Annotated in this window: 12 protein-coding genes and 2 pseudogenes; 6 read left to right on the forward strand and 8 right to left on the reverse strand. The window is 44.8% G+C overall.

The window, feature by feature from the left end; genetic code table 11:
- Positions 1–288: 288 nt before the first annotated feature.
- Positions 289–2,328, forward strand: coding sequence for a LuxR C-terminal-related transcriptional regulator (locus tag QMO62_RS30715; protein WP_284646253.1), 2,040 nt, complete (start codon positions 289–291; stop codon positions 2,326–2,328).
- A 162-nt stretch (positions 2,329–2,490) separates the two neighbouring features.
- Positions 2,491–3,228, forward strand: coding sequence for a superoxide dismutase family protein (locus tag QMO62_RS30720; RefSeq protein ID WP_284646254.1), 738 nt, complete (start codon positions 2,491–2,493; stop codon positions 3,226–3,228).
- 296 nt (positions 3,229–3,524) lie between these two features.
- Here QMO62_RS30720 and QMO62_RS30725 read toward each other — a convergent pair whose 3' ends face one another.
- Entirely contained in the window at positions 3,525–4,289 is a 765-nt protein-coding gene (locus tag QMO62_RS30725) for an alpha/beta fold hydrolase (protein WP_284646255.1), read from the reverse strand.
- 129 nt (positions 4,290–4,418) lie between these two features.
- Here QMO62_RS30725 and QMO62_RS33295 point away from each other — a divergent pair.
- Both QMO62_RS33295 and QMO62_RS30730 read left to right on the forward strand, forming a co-directional pair.
- Positions 4,419–4,601, forward strand: a pseudogene (locus QMO62_RS33295) (TetR/AcrR family transcriptional regulator); the annotation flags it as partial.
- Between the two features lie 3 nt (positions 4,602–4,604).
- Positions 4,605–5,015 (forward strand): TetR/AcrR family transcriptional regulator, encoded by a 411-nt coding sequence (locus QMO62_RS30730; protein WP_348651747.1) that lies wholly within the window; start codon positions 4,605–4,607, stop codon positions 5,013–5,015.
- A gap of 517 nt (positions 5,016–5,532) precedes the next feature.
- Here QMO62_RS30730 and QMO62_RS33670 read toward each other — a convergent pair.
- The 6 genes from QMO62_RS33670 to QMO62_RS30755 all read right to left on the reverse strand — a co-directional run bounded on the left by QMO62_RS33670 (position 5,533) and on the right by QMO62_RS30755 (position 11,740).
- A complete protein-coding gene (locus QMO62_RS33670) occupies positions 5,533–5,676 on the reverse strand; it encodes an avidin-fold protein (RefSeq protein ID WP_504928725.1) in 144 nt (47 codons plus the stop codon).
- Positions 5,677–5,905: 229 nt separating this feature from the next.
- Positions 5,906–7,636 carry an ABC transporter ATP-binding protein gene (locus tag QMO62_RS30735; protein ID WP_284646257.1) on the reverse strand — a complete coding sequence of 577 codons (1,731 nt, stop codon included), beginning with the start codon at positions 7,634–7,636 and terminating at the stop codon, positions 5,906–5,908.
- A complete protein-coding gene (locus tag QMO62_RS30740) occupies positions 7,633–9,363 on the reverse strand; it encodes an ABC transporter ATP-binding protein (protein ID WP_284646258.1) in 1,731 nt (576 codons plus the stop codon). Before QMO62_RS30740 ends, QMO62_RS30735 begins: the two co-directional genes overlap by 4 nt.
- A gap of 197 nt (positions 9,364–9,560) precedes the next feature.
- On the reverse strand, positions 9,561–10,127 hold the full coding sequence (locus QMO62_RS30745; RefSeq protein WP_284646259.1) for a GNAT family N-acetyltransferase: 567 nt from the start codon (positions 10,125–10,127) through the stop codon (positions 9,561–9,563).
- 506 nt (positions 10,128–10,633) lie between these two features.
- Positions 10,634–11,059: a GNAT family N-acetyltransferase gene (locus QMO62_RS30750; RefSeq protein WP_284646260.1), complete on the reverse strand. Its 426-nt coding sequence runs from the start codon at positions 11,057–11,059 to the stop codon at positions 10,634–10,636.
- A 237-nt stretch (positions 11,060–11,296) separates the two neighbouring features.
- Complete coding sequence (locus QMO62_RS30755; protein ID WP_284646261.1) at positions 11,297–11,740, reverse strand: SMI1/KNR4 family protein; 444 nt, start codon at positions 11,738–11,740, stop codon at positions 11,297–11,299.
- Between the two features lie 250 nt (positions 11,741–11,990).
- Between QMO62_RS30755 and catA the strand changes: the two genes are divergently transcribed.
- A complete protein-coding gene (catA, locus tag QMO62_RS30760) occupies positions 11,991–12,638 on the forward strand; it encodes a type A chloramphenicol O-acetyltransferase (protein WP_284646262.1) in 648 nt (215 codons plus the stop codon).
- 287 nt (positions 12,639–12,925) lie between these two features.
- Here the strand turns inward: catA and QMO62_RS30765 are convergent.
- Positions 12,926–13,528, reverse strand: a pseudogene (locus QMO62_RS30765) (nucleotidyltransferase); the annotation flags it as partial.
- A 49-nt stretch (positions 13,529–13,577) separates the two neighbouring features.
- Between QMO62_RS30765 and QMO62_RS30770 the strand changes: the two are divergent.
- Positions 13,578–14,667, forward strand: a protein-coding gene (locus tag QMO62_RS30770) for an IS3 family transposase (RefSeq protein WP_284646263.1) whose coding sequence is annotated in 2 segments (ribosomal slippage) — positions 13,578–13,852 and positions 13,851–14,667 — 1,092 coding nt in all. Because the reading frame shifts where the segments join, the coding sequence is not laid out codon by codon here.
- The last annotated feature ends 71 nt before the right edge of the window (positions 14,668–14,738 follow it).

Here is a 14,738-nt window from a genome sequence, read left to right on the forward strand (position 1 = left end):
ACATCGTTACTACACCTCCTTAGTTCTCTGCCCGAATCTTTTCGTTATGGCAGTCAACTTACTCATTATTCTACATTTGGTAAATTCTATATAGTCGTCGAAGGTATAGTTCGGGGTACTCGTTAGGGTACTTTTGAGCCGATAAAAAAAAGGATCCCTCATTTCGCGGAGATCAGCCGTCGTGCAAACCTGCCCTGGTATATGAAGGAAAACCGATACTTGGTGTCGAAACATATATAGCATAAAATCGGGTTCGCCTAACGAATCAAATGTGAGAGGTACAATGTCATGTATGAGCATTGCTTTATTGGCCGTGAGGAGCTGCTGAATGATTTTGACGCGTGCCTGGGGTCTAAAGATTCCTATAAAATTATGAATCTGTACGGCACAGCGGGAGTAGGCAAAAGCTTCTTAACGTATCGTTTACAAAGGATGGCCACAAGCAAGGGCTGGCATACCATCGTAGTAGACGGTGACAGCTTCGTCCACACACCCTCTTCGTTTTGCAGGCACCTGCTGCAATCCATCGATAACGATCCTTGGGATGAGCATCAAGACACAAAGGTAATCAATGATTGCCTGCAGACGCTCAACAAGCTTGCCGCAACGGTCGGTGTGGCACTGTTTATCGACACGTTTGAGCGGGTAAGTCACTTGGAGCAATGGCTTCGTGAGCATTTTCTGAACAAGCTCGGGCAACGTACGGTGATTGTGCTTTCGGGCCGATATCCCCTTTCCCCCGCCTGGTTTAAGCCGCATCCCTCCAGGAGGCATATTTCTAGCAGGTTGATACCGGATTTCTCCTTTGAAGAGGTTGAGCTTTATTTACGGCAGTTCGGCATCAACGATACCAAGACCCTCGATGCTGTCTGGCAGCAAAGTTTAGGTCATCCCTTCACTGTTTCCCTGGCGACACTCGCTATAGGCTCGGAAACGGTGCGTGAGAGCAGGGCGGCGGCCGGCGCGTTCGACCTGAGATCGTTACCCTATGTTGTAACCGTATGGCTCCGGGAGGTCCCTACGGAGCCTATGAGATTATTAGTGGAATGCGCTGCTGTACTTCGCCATTTTAACCAGGATATTCTAGAATTTGTGCTACAACGAGCTGTGCCAACAGCCGAATTTTATGAGCTGATTTCTTATTCTTTTGTAAAACAAACGGAACGAGGCTGGACCTTCCATCATTTAATGCGTAAAGCGGTCATGAACGAGTTAATGGCTAGAACCCCACAGCGGGTGAACGATATTCGGACTAGGGCTCTTCTCTTCTATTATGGGAAACTTACGTCGGCAAATCGTCAATGGATGCTGCCCTGGGAGGCATACGAATTCATGAATTATGTCGGTGATTCTTTGGTTAGAGCCTACATGAGCTGGTTTAAGGAAGATGAGGGCCGGTTTGAACCTGCCGACAAGCAGCATCGGGAGGAGCTATTGCAGTATGAGAATAAGGCACGAAATGAGGCACAGGACTTACAGCTGGAAATATTCGATCCGCTCACTAGCAACCGGTTTCGATTTGTATTAACCGCCGAGGAATCGTTGTATACCTTCCGGTGGTTTGATATCGATCAATTGCTGGATTTGGGATATGATGCAGTAAAAATTCTTAAAGATGCTGCGGGAAACATCACTGCTATTGCCATCTTCATTCCAATCAATTGTAAGACCATACCATTTCTACTGCAAAATCCCCGTTCCGGGGCTTACTTCAGCAGCCTCACTCCGGAACAGAGAAAGTACTATGAAGTATCCGAGGATGACCGGGCTGGGTGGTTTATTAACTCCATTCATATGTCGGATTATACGGATCCCTCCATCAGTGCCGCTGTAACGAAGCTCATGCATTCGTTGATTCTTACAGGAGAAAAACTGATCGCTGCCCCACCGCCGATTCCGTATTTCACCAAGGTCTTCGAGAGTCTTGGCTTTAAGAAAATCGTAACGCACGGTATGCATACCCACTATGACGGTATAACTCCAGCATATCCCTATGTACTGGACACAAGAGGCGACCAGCTATCCGAATATATTCAGGGCATGTTACGAAAGGCAGGAATGGACCATTTGATTCATGCAAGTCCTCAGGAGCCTGTAGCTAATCCAATCTCCACCAAGGAATCCCTCTTTGTAGACTTAACCTCACGTCAAAAAGAGGTTGCTGCATTGCTGACACAAGGTCTTTCGAATGCCCAAATTGCATCCCAGCTGTTCCTCAGCGAATTTACGGTGAAAAAGCATCTCAAGTCATTATTTCAAAAATTCGGAGTAGCTAGCCGAACTCAGCTTCTCAAAGCCCTTTTGGATAGATCTCAACATAAGCATTGATATTCTATTCCTCTGCTGACCGAAGGGTCGGCTTTTTTTATAACTAAAACGGTCCTTTGGGGTACTTGAAAGCCCACTTTTGGAGCCTTTGCCTACCCTATTTACGCATATATAATCAGATTGTTAAACAATGCCAAACACATTCGAGAGGAAGAAGTAACCATGTTATCGAAATTAAAACGTTTTGAGAAACTTGCTATTGGTTTTCTAGGAGGCGCCCTTTTTTTCTCGGGACTGTCCCATGCCGCTTCTACAACGAATCTGGAAGTTAGCTTGGATCGCCTGCAATTTTTTGTTCAAGGGGAAGATAAAACGTCGGCAGAGGGAAAATACGATAATGGAGGGACTCAGGTTCCTGAGGCTATTGTTTATGAAGGAACCACCTATATTCCGCTTCGAAAGGCGGCCGATTTACTCGGAGAATCGGTGTACTGGGATGGCCTCACACGAGGGGTTTCGATAGGAAAGCCGTATGTTATCGTATATGACGGTAAGGGGAACCGGATTGGGGAGGCGGTCCTCACGCCCTATGCAGGCGGTGTAAATGTAGCTTTAAAAGTTTCAAACCTAACGCCAGGGAAGCATGGAGTGCACATACACGAGAAGGCCTTTACCGGCTTCGACTTTACCACTGCGGGGGGACACTTTAATCCAGATAATAAAAAGCACGGTCATCATAGCAAAGAAGGCCATCACATCGGTGACCTAGACAATATCGAAGTCTCCGAGGATGGCAAGGGTCGCTTGGAATTCGACTTAGAAGGCGCATCCCTGGATAAGAACAGCAAGTTTTCGCTAATTGGACGGTCCATTATTGTCCATGCAGCTGAAGACGATGGTAAGACCGATCCGTCTGGAAATTCCGGCGACAGGGTTGCTGGAGGAATTATTCCACAATAATTCTATTCCCCAGAAAAAAGAACCTTGGCCAAGCGGTTAATTCCAACCGCCGGCTGAGGTTCGGTTTAACCGTACCCAGTTAACGTAATAGAGTTGACACATCCCACATTATTGGACGCGGAATCATAGTCCGAAGCCCCCAGATAAAATACAAAAAACCAGGAGTATCCAGAAAATTATTGATACAATTCCGGAGACTTTAGTGTTTCTAATATAGTCTGAAGTGTGTTCCACAGTTTTAAACAGATTGCCATTACCTGGTTGATTTCTAGTATCCCTACAGCTTTAAGTACAAACTAGGACAGGTTAGTTTGATTGCCTAGAAAAGCAATAATGTTTACATACAGTTCTTCCGGGTGGGTAAGGTTTACCATATGGTCCCCATCGGTAATTTCAACGAACCGAATATTCGGAACCACCCGATAATGCGTTTCTATTCTTACACTATCTTCGTGGTCGCGAGTACCGCGAACGAATAACGTCCTTGAGCCGATTTCATGCAACCTTTCCATTGCCGGAGGTTTAGGCCATACTGCTCCAAAGGCTGCCCATTCAAACATTCTCCTGATGTTATGCTCTGTCATCTCTCTCATCAACTCACGCTGTGAACTGTGCTTAATGACGGAACAGAAGGGTGAGGTGACAACCAATTCGGTCATTCTGGATACATCCGGTGCGGCAGCTTGAATGGCCTGGAATGATTCTAATAGATCCGGTGCATGCACAAACCCGTTTAAAGCAGGCGCAATTAGAATAAGTTCTTCTACAAATTGAGGATAAGCCAGAGCGAATTCCGTTGCTATTTGTCCTCCAATGGAATGCCCAAGTATCGCTGCTTTCTCAATGGAGAGATGTTCCAATAAAGTATGGACATCCTTAATATAATTCGCGGCTTCTGTCTGGGAGGGAGATTGCCCGCAACCTCGGCCGTCGAACATGATCACCATGTAATGCTTTGCTAAAAGCGGAGCCAGGTACCTCCAATCTCTGGTATCGGCACCTCCCCCGTGAATCATAACTAATGGTTTGCCTTGCCCCATCACTTCGTAATATAAATCCATTACATCCCCTCCAAGTGTACGTTATACCTCCTAAATTTAACATTGACCAATCGTTCAGTCAATATAAATTGACGGGATTATATCTTTTGTTTATCATAAGGCTAGTGGATGAAAGAAAGGTGACTGCTCATGCCAAGATCTCCAGAAGAGAATGAACGGATTCGCAACATCTCGAAAGAAAAAATCCGATCTGCTGCGATTGACATATTTATTGCAAAGGGGTTTCACAGTACATCTATAGAGGATGTAGCGAAGAATGCTGGCATTTCCAAGGGCTTACTGTACAATTACTATAAAGGGAAAACGGACCTCCTTGTGGAGCTTGTTCAGGACCGTAAAGAAGAAATCAAACAAGTCATGAAAGAGGCGATCAAGCTCTCCTCCCCCATAGAACAGCTTCAGTATATAGCGGATAACGCCCTGCGAAACGTAAAAGAACAGCCGAGAGCGTACCGCTTTTATTTGCACCTGCAGACTCATCCGGAAGAAGACCAAGTCGTGTCGGCATGTAGTCAAATGCTTAAGGATGAAATGATTCGTCAATCTAGAGTACAGGTTGAAATTTTCAAAAAGCTTAATGCGGCAAATCCCGAATTGGAGTCCCTGCACTTCTCTACTGCGCTACACGGAATCATGTTGATGTATTCCATGTATCCGGACAACATTTCATTAGAACAATTAAAATACCAAATGATAAACGCTTTTATCAAAGGATACGCTGACTAGATCAATTTAATCAGCCACTCGTGAGGCTACCGCATCGTGTTGTGTTCATGCCTAACGTGATTGAATATTCTGCATTCGGCGAGTCGACGCCTCTAAACCCGGACAAGCTTATCCGGGTTTCCATCCACATATTCTGGACATCTTTCCGCGTCGGAGTTGTATGATGGTTTCCGGTACTTGTGCTAACATTCTCCGTTGAGTAGCGGATCTTTAATGGTAAATCCGCCGCTAGCACCCATTTTTAAAAAAACCGGCTTCAAAGTTCTCTCCGTCGATCTCCGCGGAGCTGAGTGTAGATTTGCCTTTTTTATGCCCCAGCATGCCTTGAATAAATTGTAAAGATGCTCAGTTATCAAGAAACTGGCATGCACTGGTATGACGGAATTGATGGGGGTATACATTTGCCTCAATCTCTGCGTGATGTGCTAGCCGCTTTAATGCCCACATGAGTCATACGCTGAGTCGACATATCCAATGAAGTCGAAAGCAAAAAATGAAGGGTGCTTGAACCCGATCCTCATAGATCTGGTTGAACTGTTACCTCCTCAACAATCGATTCACCCTCACTCTGCTCCGTATCAGACCATCTCCATTTTTCATTTAGACTTACTCGGCCGTCTGGCAAAATTGTCGGAGTGGAGATGCAAGTTCCCCCTCTAATTTCATTTCTTCAGTGAACTTGGATGGCAGTTATCATGTATTTGATATGGATGATTTTGAAACCGCTATTAGCTTAGGTGTAATGACACCCGAGCAAATATCACGAAGTTTAAGGTCTCTTCGTAGCATTCTGTGCTGTTTGGGATAAGCAACAGTATTGACTTGGGTAAACGGGGGTGGTAAAACACAATTACAAAGAATTCCCTACACATTCGTTACTAGATTGGATTTCAGCTCGCGATATGTTCCTGCTGCAGCTCTTTGCTGCTTAACCTCGAATACACACCATCTAGGCGGAGGAGAGTTTCGTGGGTTCCTTTTTCAATAATACAGCCCTGATCCATAACAAAAATCACATCGGCATTCTGGACGGTGGACAGTCGGTGAGCGATGATGATCGTGGTCAGACCTTGCCGCGCCTCATCAATTGCCTCTTGCAATCTTCGTTCCGTCTCTACATCGAGCGCACTGGTTGCTTCATCCAGGATCAGAATCTCGGGCCGAGCCAGAAGCGCACGTGCTATCGCAAGCCGTTGCCTTTGCCCTCCCGATAACGTAATGCCTCTCTCCCCTAGCTCCGTATCGTAGCCTTGAGGCAGGCTCTCGATGAAGGTGTCAATCTGTGCCCATCTGCATGCTTCACGGAGGTCAGGCTCCGAATACCCTTGCCTTCCCATCGTTATATTGGTACGAATTGATTCTGGAAATAAATATGGCTCCTGAAAGACGATCTGAATCCTCGAGGTCCAGTCGGACCGACGAATCTTCTCCAGCGGGATGCCGTTGACGTTGATCTCCCCATTTGTCGGCTGGAAGAATCGAATCAGCAATTGGGATATGGTCGACTTCCCTCCGCCGCTGGTGCCGACGAATGCCGATTTCCCTCCGACCGGAAGCTCGGCCGTTACGGTTCGCAGCACATCGGGCAGGTCCTCTTGGTACCGGAAGCTGACCTGGTTCATTCTCAATTCATGGATGCTGCCCTTCAGCTGGTGCTCTCCATCCTGCCAGATGTCCTGCTCCAGAACCTTGCGAAGCCGTTCGACGACAGCCATTTTGCCTGAAATCTGCATAATGAACTGATATAATCCGTTAGCAGATTCCATGAGCTGTGACGTAAATTGAAATACCACCACGAGCGTTCCTACCGAGATTTGCCCTTTGATCGCCATGGCTCCCCCGATACCCAACGTAAGGTAAGTGACGATATGACGTAGTGGCTCGCTCCGGAGCATCTGCTGATTGTCTAGCGCAGCTTCTTTCTGTATGGCCGCAAACAGCTTTTCGAAGTGATGCATAAACTTATGATTCTCCCAAGCTAGGCGATGAAAGGCAATCACTTCGCGCGAGGAGGAAACGCCCTCCTCCAAATGCACCATCAGGTCAGATCTGCGTTCCTGAACCTCTTTGGCTGCCGCTTTGACCTTGGGGGCGAATCGACGAACCATCACGATGTACAAGCTGCTAACCGACAGGATGGCAATCAACAGAATCGGACTGGACCAGCCGATAAAACCTGTTAGCAAGAGGAAGCTCAACGTATGCTGGATACCTTGAGGCAGGAAGCCTTGAAGGATGGAGGTGATCCCCTGCACATCTCCCGTCACATGATGAATGAAGCTCCCTGTGCGTTCCCCATGGAGCTTCGCTGTCGGAAACAGGTGCAGCCGCTCCATGTACCTTTCGGTCAAGATACGGAACAGTCGGAAGGCACTCCCATCGATGAATCGAGCAGCGATCGCGTGGAAGGCATTGTACACAATCAGAGCTATGACAAATATGGATAGATAGAGAACCGCCTTATCATACTGTCCCCCTAGAAAAACGTCATCGATGATCCACTTCTGGATTCCTGTCATCGATAAACTGGCTACGATCTTAATTGCAAACAGTGTAAGCCCGGTCCATACCCCGTATTTCACCATTCCCAACACTTGGGCTAACCATCTGGCATTGCTCATGCTCCTGCCTCCATTCCTGTACCATGGACCAGCTGCCGGAACCGCTCTCCCCGCTGCAGCAGCTCCGTATACGTACCTTGCTCTGCATTCGTTCCCTGGTCCAGGACAATCAGCTGATCATAATGTTGTACTGTTGCCAGACGGTGCGCTACGGCAATCGTAGTACGATCTGCAAGCAGCCGCTCCAGCGCCTTCTGCACCTCATGCTCGCTCACATTGTCCAGAGCGCTTGTCGCCTCGTCCAGAAGCACGATCGTCGGGTTCTTGATGAACATTCGGGCAATCGCAATCCGCTGCTTCTGTCCTCCCGAGAGCTTGATCCCTCGCTCCCCTACCAGCGTATCGTAGCCGTTCGGCAGCTGTTCAATGAAGTCGTGAGCATACGCGGCCTTCGCAGCCTCAGTAATCTCCTCATCGGTAGCATCCGGATTTCCGAAGCGAATATTGTCCTTCACAGAGCCTCCGAAAACATATGTTTCTTGAAAAACATACCCGATGGCCGAGCGTAGCTGCCCGAAGGATAGCTGTTTGATCGGTATGCCATCGACGAGAAGCTCGCCCTCCGTTGCATCGTAGAAGCGGGCAATCAGCTTCAACACGGTAGACTTGCCCCCACCGCTGGCTCCGACCAGCGCTATTTTTTGTCCTGGCTGAATATGCATTGACAATTGGTTGAGCACATACTCCCTGGAGGGATAACCGAAGCTCACCTGCTTGAATTGGATCTCCCCTCGAATATTCGGGAGAATCGTAGGCTCGAGCAACTCCGTCACCTGAGGAGATTCCTGCATGAAGCTTCTCAGCGCTTCCGCCTGTTGAAGCAGAATTCTCTGCTCCGTGGTCAACGTAACGATAGAGGTCATCAAATTCATCACGCGAAAATAAAAGATCGTGTAAATGACAAATTCACCTACGGTAACCTGCCCCAGCTGAACAAGATAAATCCCGTACGCCATTACGCCCGCTGCCCCAAGCCCTGTCGTGATTCGGCGCACCGTTCCGCGCATGTAGGCATAATAATATTGCTTCAGCTGAGTGTCATGTAAAAGGCGATATTGGTCGATCAACCGGGAGATGCTCCATTGCTGGCCGCCATACGCCCGGACCTCATGAATCGCTGAAATGCTGTCATACAACATCTTGTTGGAGTTCTGCCGCTCTCGGTTCGCCTCCTTGGCGTGCAGGGCTGCTCTCTTCTCGAAGTACGGCCCGAATAAGTAATAGGACAAGAAGAAGGGAACGATCGTCAGACTTAATTGCCAGGAGAGATAGACAATGACAGCCAAACACATGATTAACGTTATGGAGTGTTGTATAAGCGAAGGTACGTATTGCCGGAACATTCTCTGGATCGATGTTACTTCCGTATGGAACAAGCCGAGGGTTTCCCCTGCCGGATGCTGCTCGTAATAGGAGAAGCCGAGCCTTCTAAGATGACGGAAGATGCTGAGGATCAAGTCCTTGGAGGGAAGCTCCTGAAGCTCACGTTGAAGGAAGGTTCGCCAGGCCTGGGCACCTAGCATGATAGCGACAAGCACCACGAATCCAACAATGGCAAGGTACAGCTGGGTTGCTTGTTTATTCGGGATGAGCTCATCAATGACTATTTTAACAAAATAAACAATAGACAGCTCGATGACCGTGATAAGTAAACCGCATCCGACAAACCACATCAACTTACTGCGGTAAGGCTTGAGAAAACCTGTGATCCATTGAAATGTTGACAAAGGACACACTTCCTTCTGCTAGAGAAATGGTGATCAGTGCATTTAAATATTATAGCAGAAATTGGGATTATGTGGACGGAAACTTTCCCGTCGCTAGAAGAAGAAGCCGCTTGCCGCACGGGTCCGCTTGCTGAAATAGGGGGGGGGGCTGCAGCGGCTATAGGTCCCCTATTTATTACGCTATCGTCTCCGTTAATTCAAAGCTGAAGTCGTTCAACATATTCGTCCTTGGTCAATCCAAACAAGATGGAATCATAATATCTTCCATTGGTGTAGCACACTTGGCGACGGACTCCTTCTTGAACACATCCTACTTTCCTTAGCATTGCAGCCGAGGCCTTGTTCCCTTCAAGAACGAAATTATTGAATTTATTAAGCCTGCGCTCAAAGAAAGCATATTTTAAAAGTATATTTATGGCCCTAGTACCGTAACCCTTCCCTCGATGATCTGTGTCGATTTGGATCCCAATGCTAAACGTACCGTTTCTTTCGTCAATACTGTTTAAATTAATTCCGCCAACATTTTCACCATCCAAATTTTCAATGGAAAACATAAGACGGTTTGATGAAAAGTCAGAAAATCGCTCTATAAAAGATTTTGCTTCTGCGAACGTTGGTGGCAATTCAACTGCACACTCTAGAAGGCGCCGTGCAGGTGTATCAAATCGATTAATATAATGACTTTCCCAATCTTCTGGTTGTATCGCACGCAACCTTATCTCATCATCTTGCCAAAAATAGTTGCTGTAATCTATATTTCGCATGGGCATACCTCCAACACTTAAGGATACTCAAACAATTTTAACCTAAATCTTAGCATTTGGTTGGTTATTTTTGGTTATAAGTATTCTCCCGTTACTTCAACGACACAAGGTAGCAGCTGCCGCGCGGCTGTCTGCTCCCTGGTTATTCCGTTAACGTCTCCTATAAACGCAATAAACTCAATACTGAATCAATAAACAGCATGAGGTTTATATACTTGAATAGAATGCCAACTATCCGCCACAAGGATCTACGAAATCTTCTATTTCCATCTGTTCTACTCCTGTCTTTGTTAGAATTCTTTTAGTACAAGAATCAATTTAAGGTTAATTTACGAGTCAAGCAAGATGTCCAAGGCTACCAATTTGGAACTTTTCCTGACCAATAGCTTAACGCAAAAAGGAGCGGCTGCCGTGGCGGTAAACTGCTCCTGATTCGTTGAACTATCGTTCCCATATAGCGTAATAAGTGACTGTCAGAGAAATGACAGCCACTTATTCGTGAGTAACTAATTTTCGATAACACTAAACATCCCCGTCATATGTGGAGAGTGATCTTTAAAACCGAACTTTTCGTAAAAATCATCTTTCCCTTCAGAAGCAAATAGTCCGACGAAAGCTATCCCATTTTCAAGTCGACGCTTCTTGATGTATGCAAGTAAATAATTTATTATCTCCTTACCTACTCCTTTTCCCTGAAAGGAAGGAAGAACAGCCACATCCTGAATATAAAAAAACATATGATCATCGCCAACGATGCGCCCCATGCCAACCGGTTCATCATTGACTGTTATTACAACACCATAAAGAGAGTTATTCAATGAACCTCTGGACATTTCAGTGTTAATCCTACCCCAACCGACTGACTCCCACAAGAACTGGTGTTCAGAGACAGATGGTATTCTTTCATGAATTTTATAGTCTAACGTTGTCATGTAACCACCTTGCTTCCATTAAGAATTGGCGGTTAACTTTAGGTTACCGCCTTTTTTAATTGGTATTGATTTGCTCCATGGTACTCACACCTTTCTGAATGGTAAGTAAATGATTATATTCTACAGCCTCATTAAACTATCCTGCTGCCCGTTACTTCAACGACACCAGGGAGCAGCGGCTGTCTGCTCCCTGGTTATTCCGCTAACGTTCGCCGTTAGCGCAATCACTTGACTTCCTTAACCTTGCTTTAGCCCCACCTTCAATATATATTCATACAAGTTTTTGTATCCTGTTTTTTTTACTTGATTTGATTCGTGGTCATAAAATTTAATACTCGGGTTACATACTCCATTTTCAATCTGAAACCCATAAAAATCGCCAACTTCATTATCCGAAACAGCTATAAAGTTGTGAGAGTACAAAAGTCCAATTTTAATATTTCTTTCGGTTATATGCCATTCGCTATCTTCATTTACCGAAAAAATGTTAGTGAAAGCGAAATAGCCTCCACCATACGTTTTTACGAAACGTTTGTACTCTTCTGGAAGAATCACTGATAATCGGCTTTCAATCTTACTAATAGCGTCATCAGCCCCCGTGGGGTCACTATCTAATCCAAACCATACGGGATGCTTTAATCTTGCTTCTTCTACCACGGATGAAAAATCATTAAAATCCACATTCTCCACCTCAACTCTTTTTAATTATGCTGCCCGTTACTTCAATGGTCATTAAAAAGGAGCTGTCCTGGCGGCATCTCCACGCTATCGTTCTCCGTTAGGAAAGAAAATTGGATGAAGTGGGTTGTTTTTAAAATAGTTATTTATGATACAATAATATTGACTCTTAAAAAAGGATTGGTTTTAATGAAGAAAGCAGACAAGTCAGCCTCCTAAATTCACTTTAGACAAAATTTAGGAGGCATATCAAATGAACTTTAATAAAATTGATTTTGACAATTGGAAGAGAAAAGAGATATTTAATCATTATTTGAACCAACATACGACTTTTAGCATAACCACAGAAATTGATATTAGTGTTTTATATCGAAGCATTAAACAAAAAGAATATAAATTTTATCCTGCATTTATTTTCTTAGTGACAAGTGTGATAAACTCAAATACAGCTTTTAGAACTGGTTACAATAGTGAGGGAGATTTAGGTTATTGGGATAAATTAGATCCACTTTATACGATTTTTGATAGTGTATCTGAATCATTCTCTGGTATTTGGACTACTGGAAAGAATGATTTCAAAGAGTTTTATGATTTTTACCTTTCTGATGTAGAAAATTATAATGGTTCGAGGAAATTGTTTCCCAAAACACCTATACCTGAAAATACTTTTTCTATTTCTATTATCCCATGGACTTCATTTACTGGATTTAACTTAAATATCAATAATAACAGTAATTATCTTCTGCCCATTATTACAGCAGGAAAATTCATTAATAAAGGTAATTCAATATACTTACCGTTATCTTTACAAGTCCATCACTCTGTTTGTGATGGTTATCATGCAGGATTGTTTATGAACTCTGTTCAGGAATTGGCAGATAGGCCTAATGGTTGGATTTAATAAATTTTATAATATTAGACAAAACCGACTGTACTTTTTACAGTCGGTTTTCTGATGTCGCTATCCTGACCTTTAGTTCAACGGGCCAAGGAGCAGCTGCAGTAGCGATCTGCTCCCTGGTTATTACGCTATCGTTCTTCGTTAGCTCAATAGTCTTATGTTTTAATTAGAGTCACTGCTTATAGTTGTGAGGCTTGCCGAACACCTAATGCAGTGACTTCCGACGGGCTTAGGGGGCCGAATGTGGTCACTCGCTTCTCAGAGTGACCCGAAGCGTCAATATGGTGTTAGTCGAAGGAAGTTCTGGAAGCAGCCATTGCATTTAACGCGTTCTCAAAATAGCTATATACTTCATCTGCAATTCCCAGAAACTCTTCAACAAGTACATTATTACTATCCAAGTAACAAGCATAGAGATAATCAACTAAAGCGGAGTCAATTTCACAATAGTTTAATATGGCATTCTTCATCTTAATAATGTCATCTTGCCATACTCCTGTATCTTCTAAAATTAAAGAGTATAATGCACGAATTAATCTCTTAGAGTAACCTTTAATATATCTAGTTTTCATTGTGTTATCACTAGCATTAGAAAGTGAACTACGTACACGATCTACTTCCTCTTTGGTCTCTGTATTTAAGTCTAAAATGAACTCTGGAGAAATAATTATCGGTGGTACTTTTTCACCAACGTCATGACCATATATGCAAACACAAATTATCTTAATCCAAAAACCCCACTCATTTGGTTTGCTTAATACATCGTCAATCGAGCAAATTATCGTATCAATCTTAGTTAGTAATGGATATTCTTCCAACAGCCTGTCTTTAATATTTGACAATCTTTCGTAATCAATATCATTGGGATTTACACATACAATAGTAAAGTCTATAATGCTACACAGAAACTAGACAGTAAAAAAGGAGTATCTTAGTTGTATGGCATCCACCAGAAGGAAGTTCACACCCGAAGAAAAAGCTCGAATCGTACTGGAAATTTTGAGAGAGGAAAAGTCCGTCGCTCAGCTAGCTTCTGAACACGGTATTCACGCTAATGTGCTGAACCGATGGAAGTCCGAAGCCGTCCAGAACTTGTCCCAGCTCTTCGTGGATGACCGTAAGGGCATCACTAAGATGAAAAAAGAATACGAGCAACAGATCGATGAACTCTACGCCGAGGTGGGAAAGCTAACCACACAATTGTCGTGGCTCAAAAAAAAATCTGGCCTCTAATCTTTCCCGCGAGGAACGTTTGGATCTGCTAGAATGGGAGGGCTCTGAGCACTCTATCCTCGTTCAGGCTGATCTCCTGAGCCTAAATCGCTCCAGTTTGTATTACAAACCGGTTCCTCCCTCTCCGGAGGAGATTCGCCTCAAACACCGGATTGACGAGCTTTACACGCAATATCCCTTCATGGGCTATCGTAAGATCGCGGCCATTATGAATCGTGGTCAGGATTTCATTCACGGGAATACAGTAAGGCGCTACATGCGTGAAATGGGGATCATGGCAATACATCCAGGTCCCAATCTGAGCAAACGCGACCTGCAGCATCGGACTTATCCTTATCTGCTTCGGGGGTTACAGATTACGGAACCTGATCAGGTCTGGAGTGTAGATATCACGTATATTCGCATGAGACAAGGTTGGATGTACCTCTATGCAGTAATGGATTGGTTCTCCCGCTATCTTGTGGACTGGCAGCTGGATCAGAGCTTAGAGATCGGCTTCGTTCTTGACACCATGGAACGTGCACTCAAGCGGCGGAAGCCCGGAATTGTCAACAGTGACCAAGGAAGCCATTTTACGAGTCCCAAGTATATTGAGTTGCTTAAAGGTAATGAGGTCCGTATCAGCATGGACGGCAAGGGGCGTGCTACCGATAATATTGTCATCGAGCGCTTCTGGCGTAGCCTGAAGTACAACGAGGTATATCTCAATGATTATGAGACACCTCGAGAAACAAGGCGAGGGATTGAACGCTACATACATATTCATAACCACTACTTACCGCATCAGTCATTGTAAGATATCACAATCCACCACCATTATTAGGAAATCTTTCTCTCGCTCCGATTGTAACTTACTTCAAGCAAGCC

The sequence above is a fragment of the Paenibacillus silviterrae genome (assembly GCF_030167925.1).
Lineage (GTDB): Bacteria > Bacillota > Bacilli > Paenibacillales > NBRC-103111 > Paenibacillus_G > Paenibacillus_G silviterrae.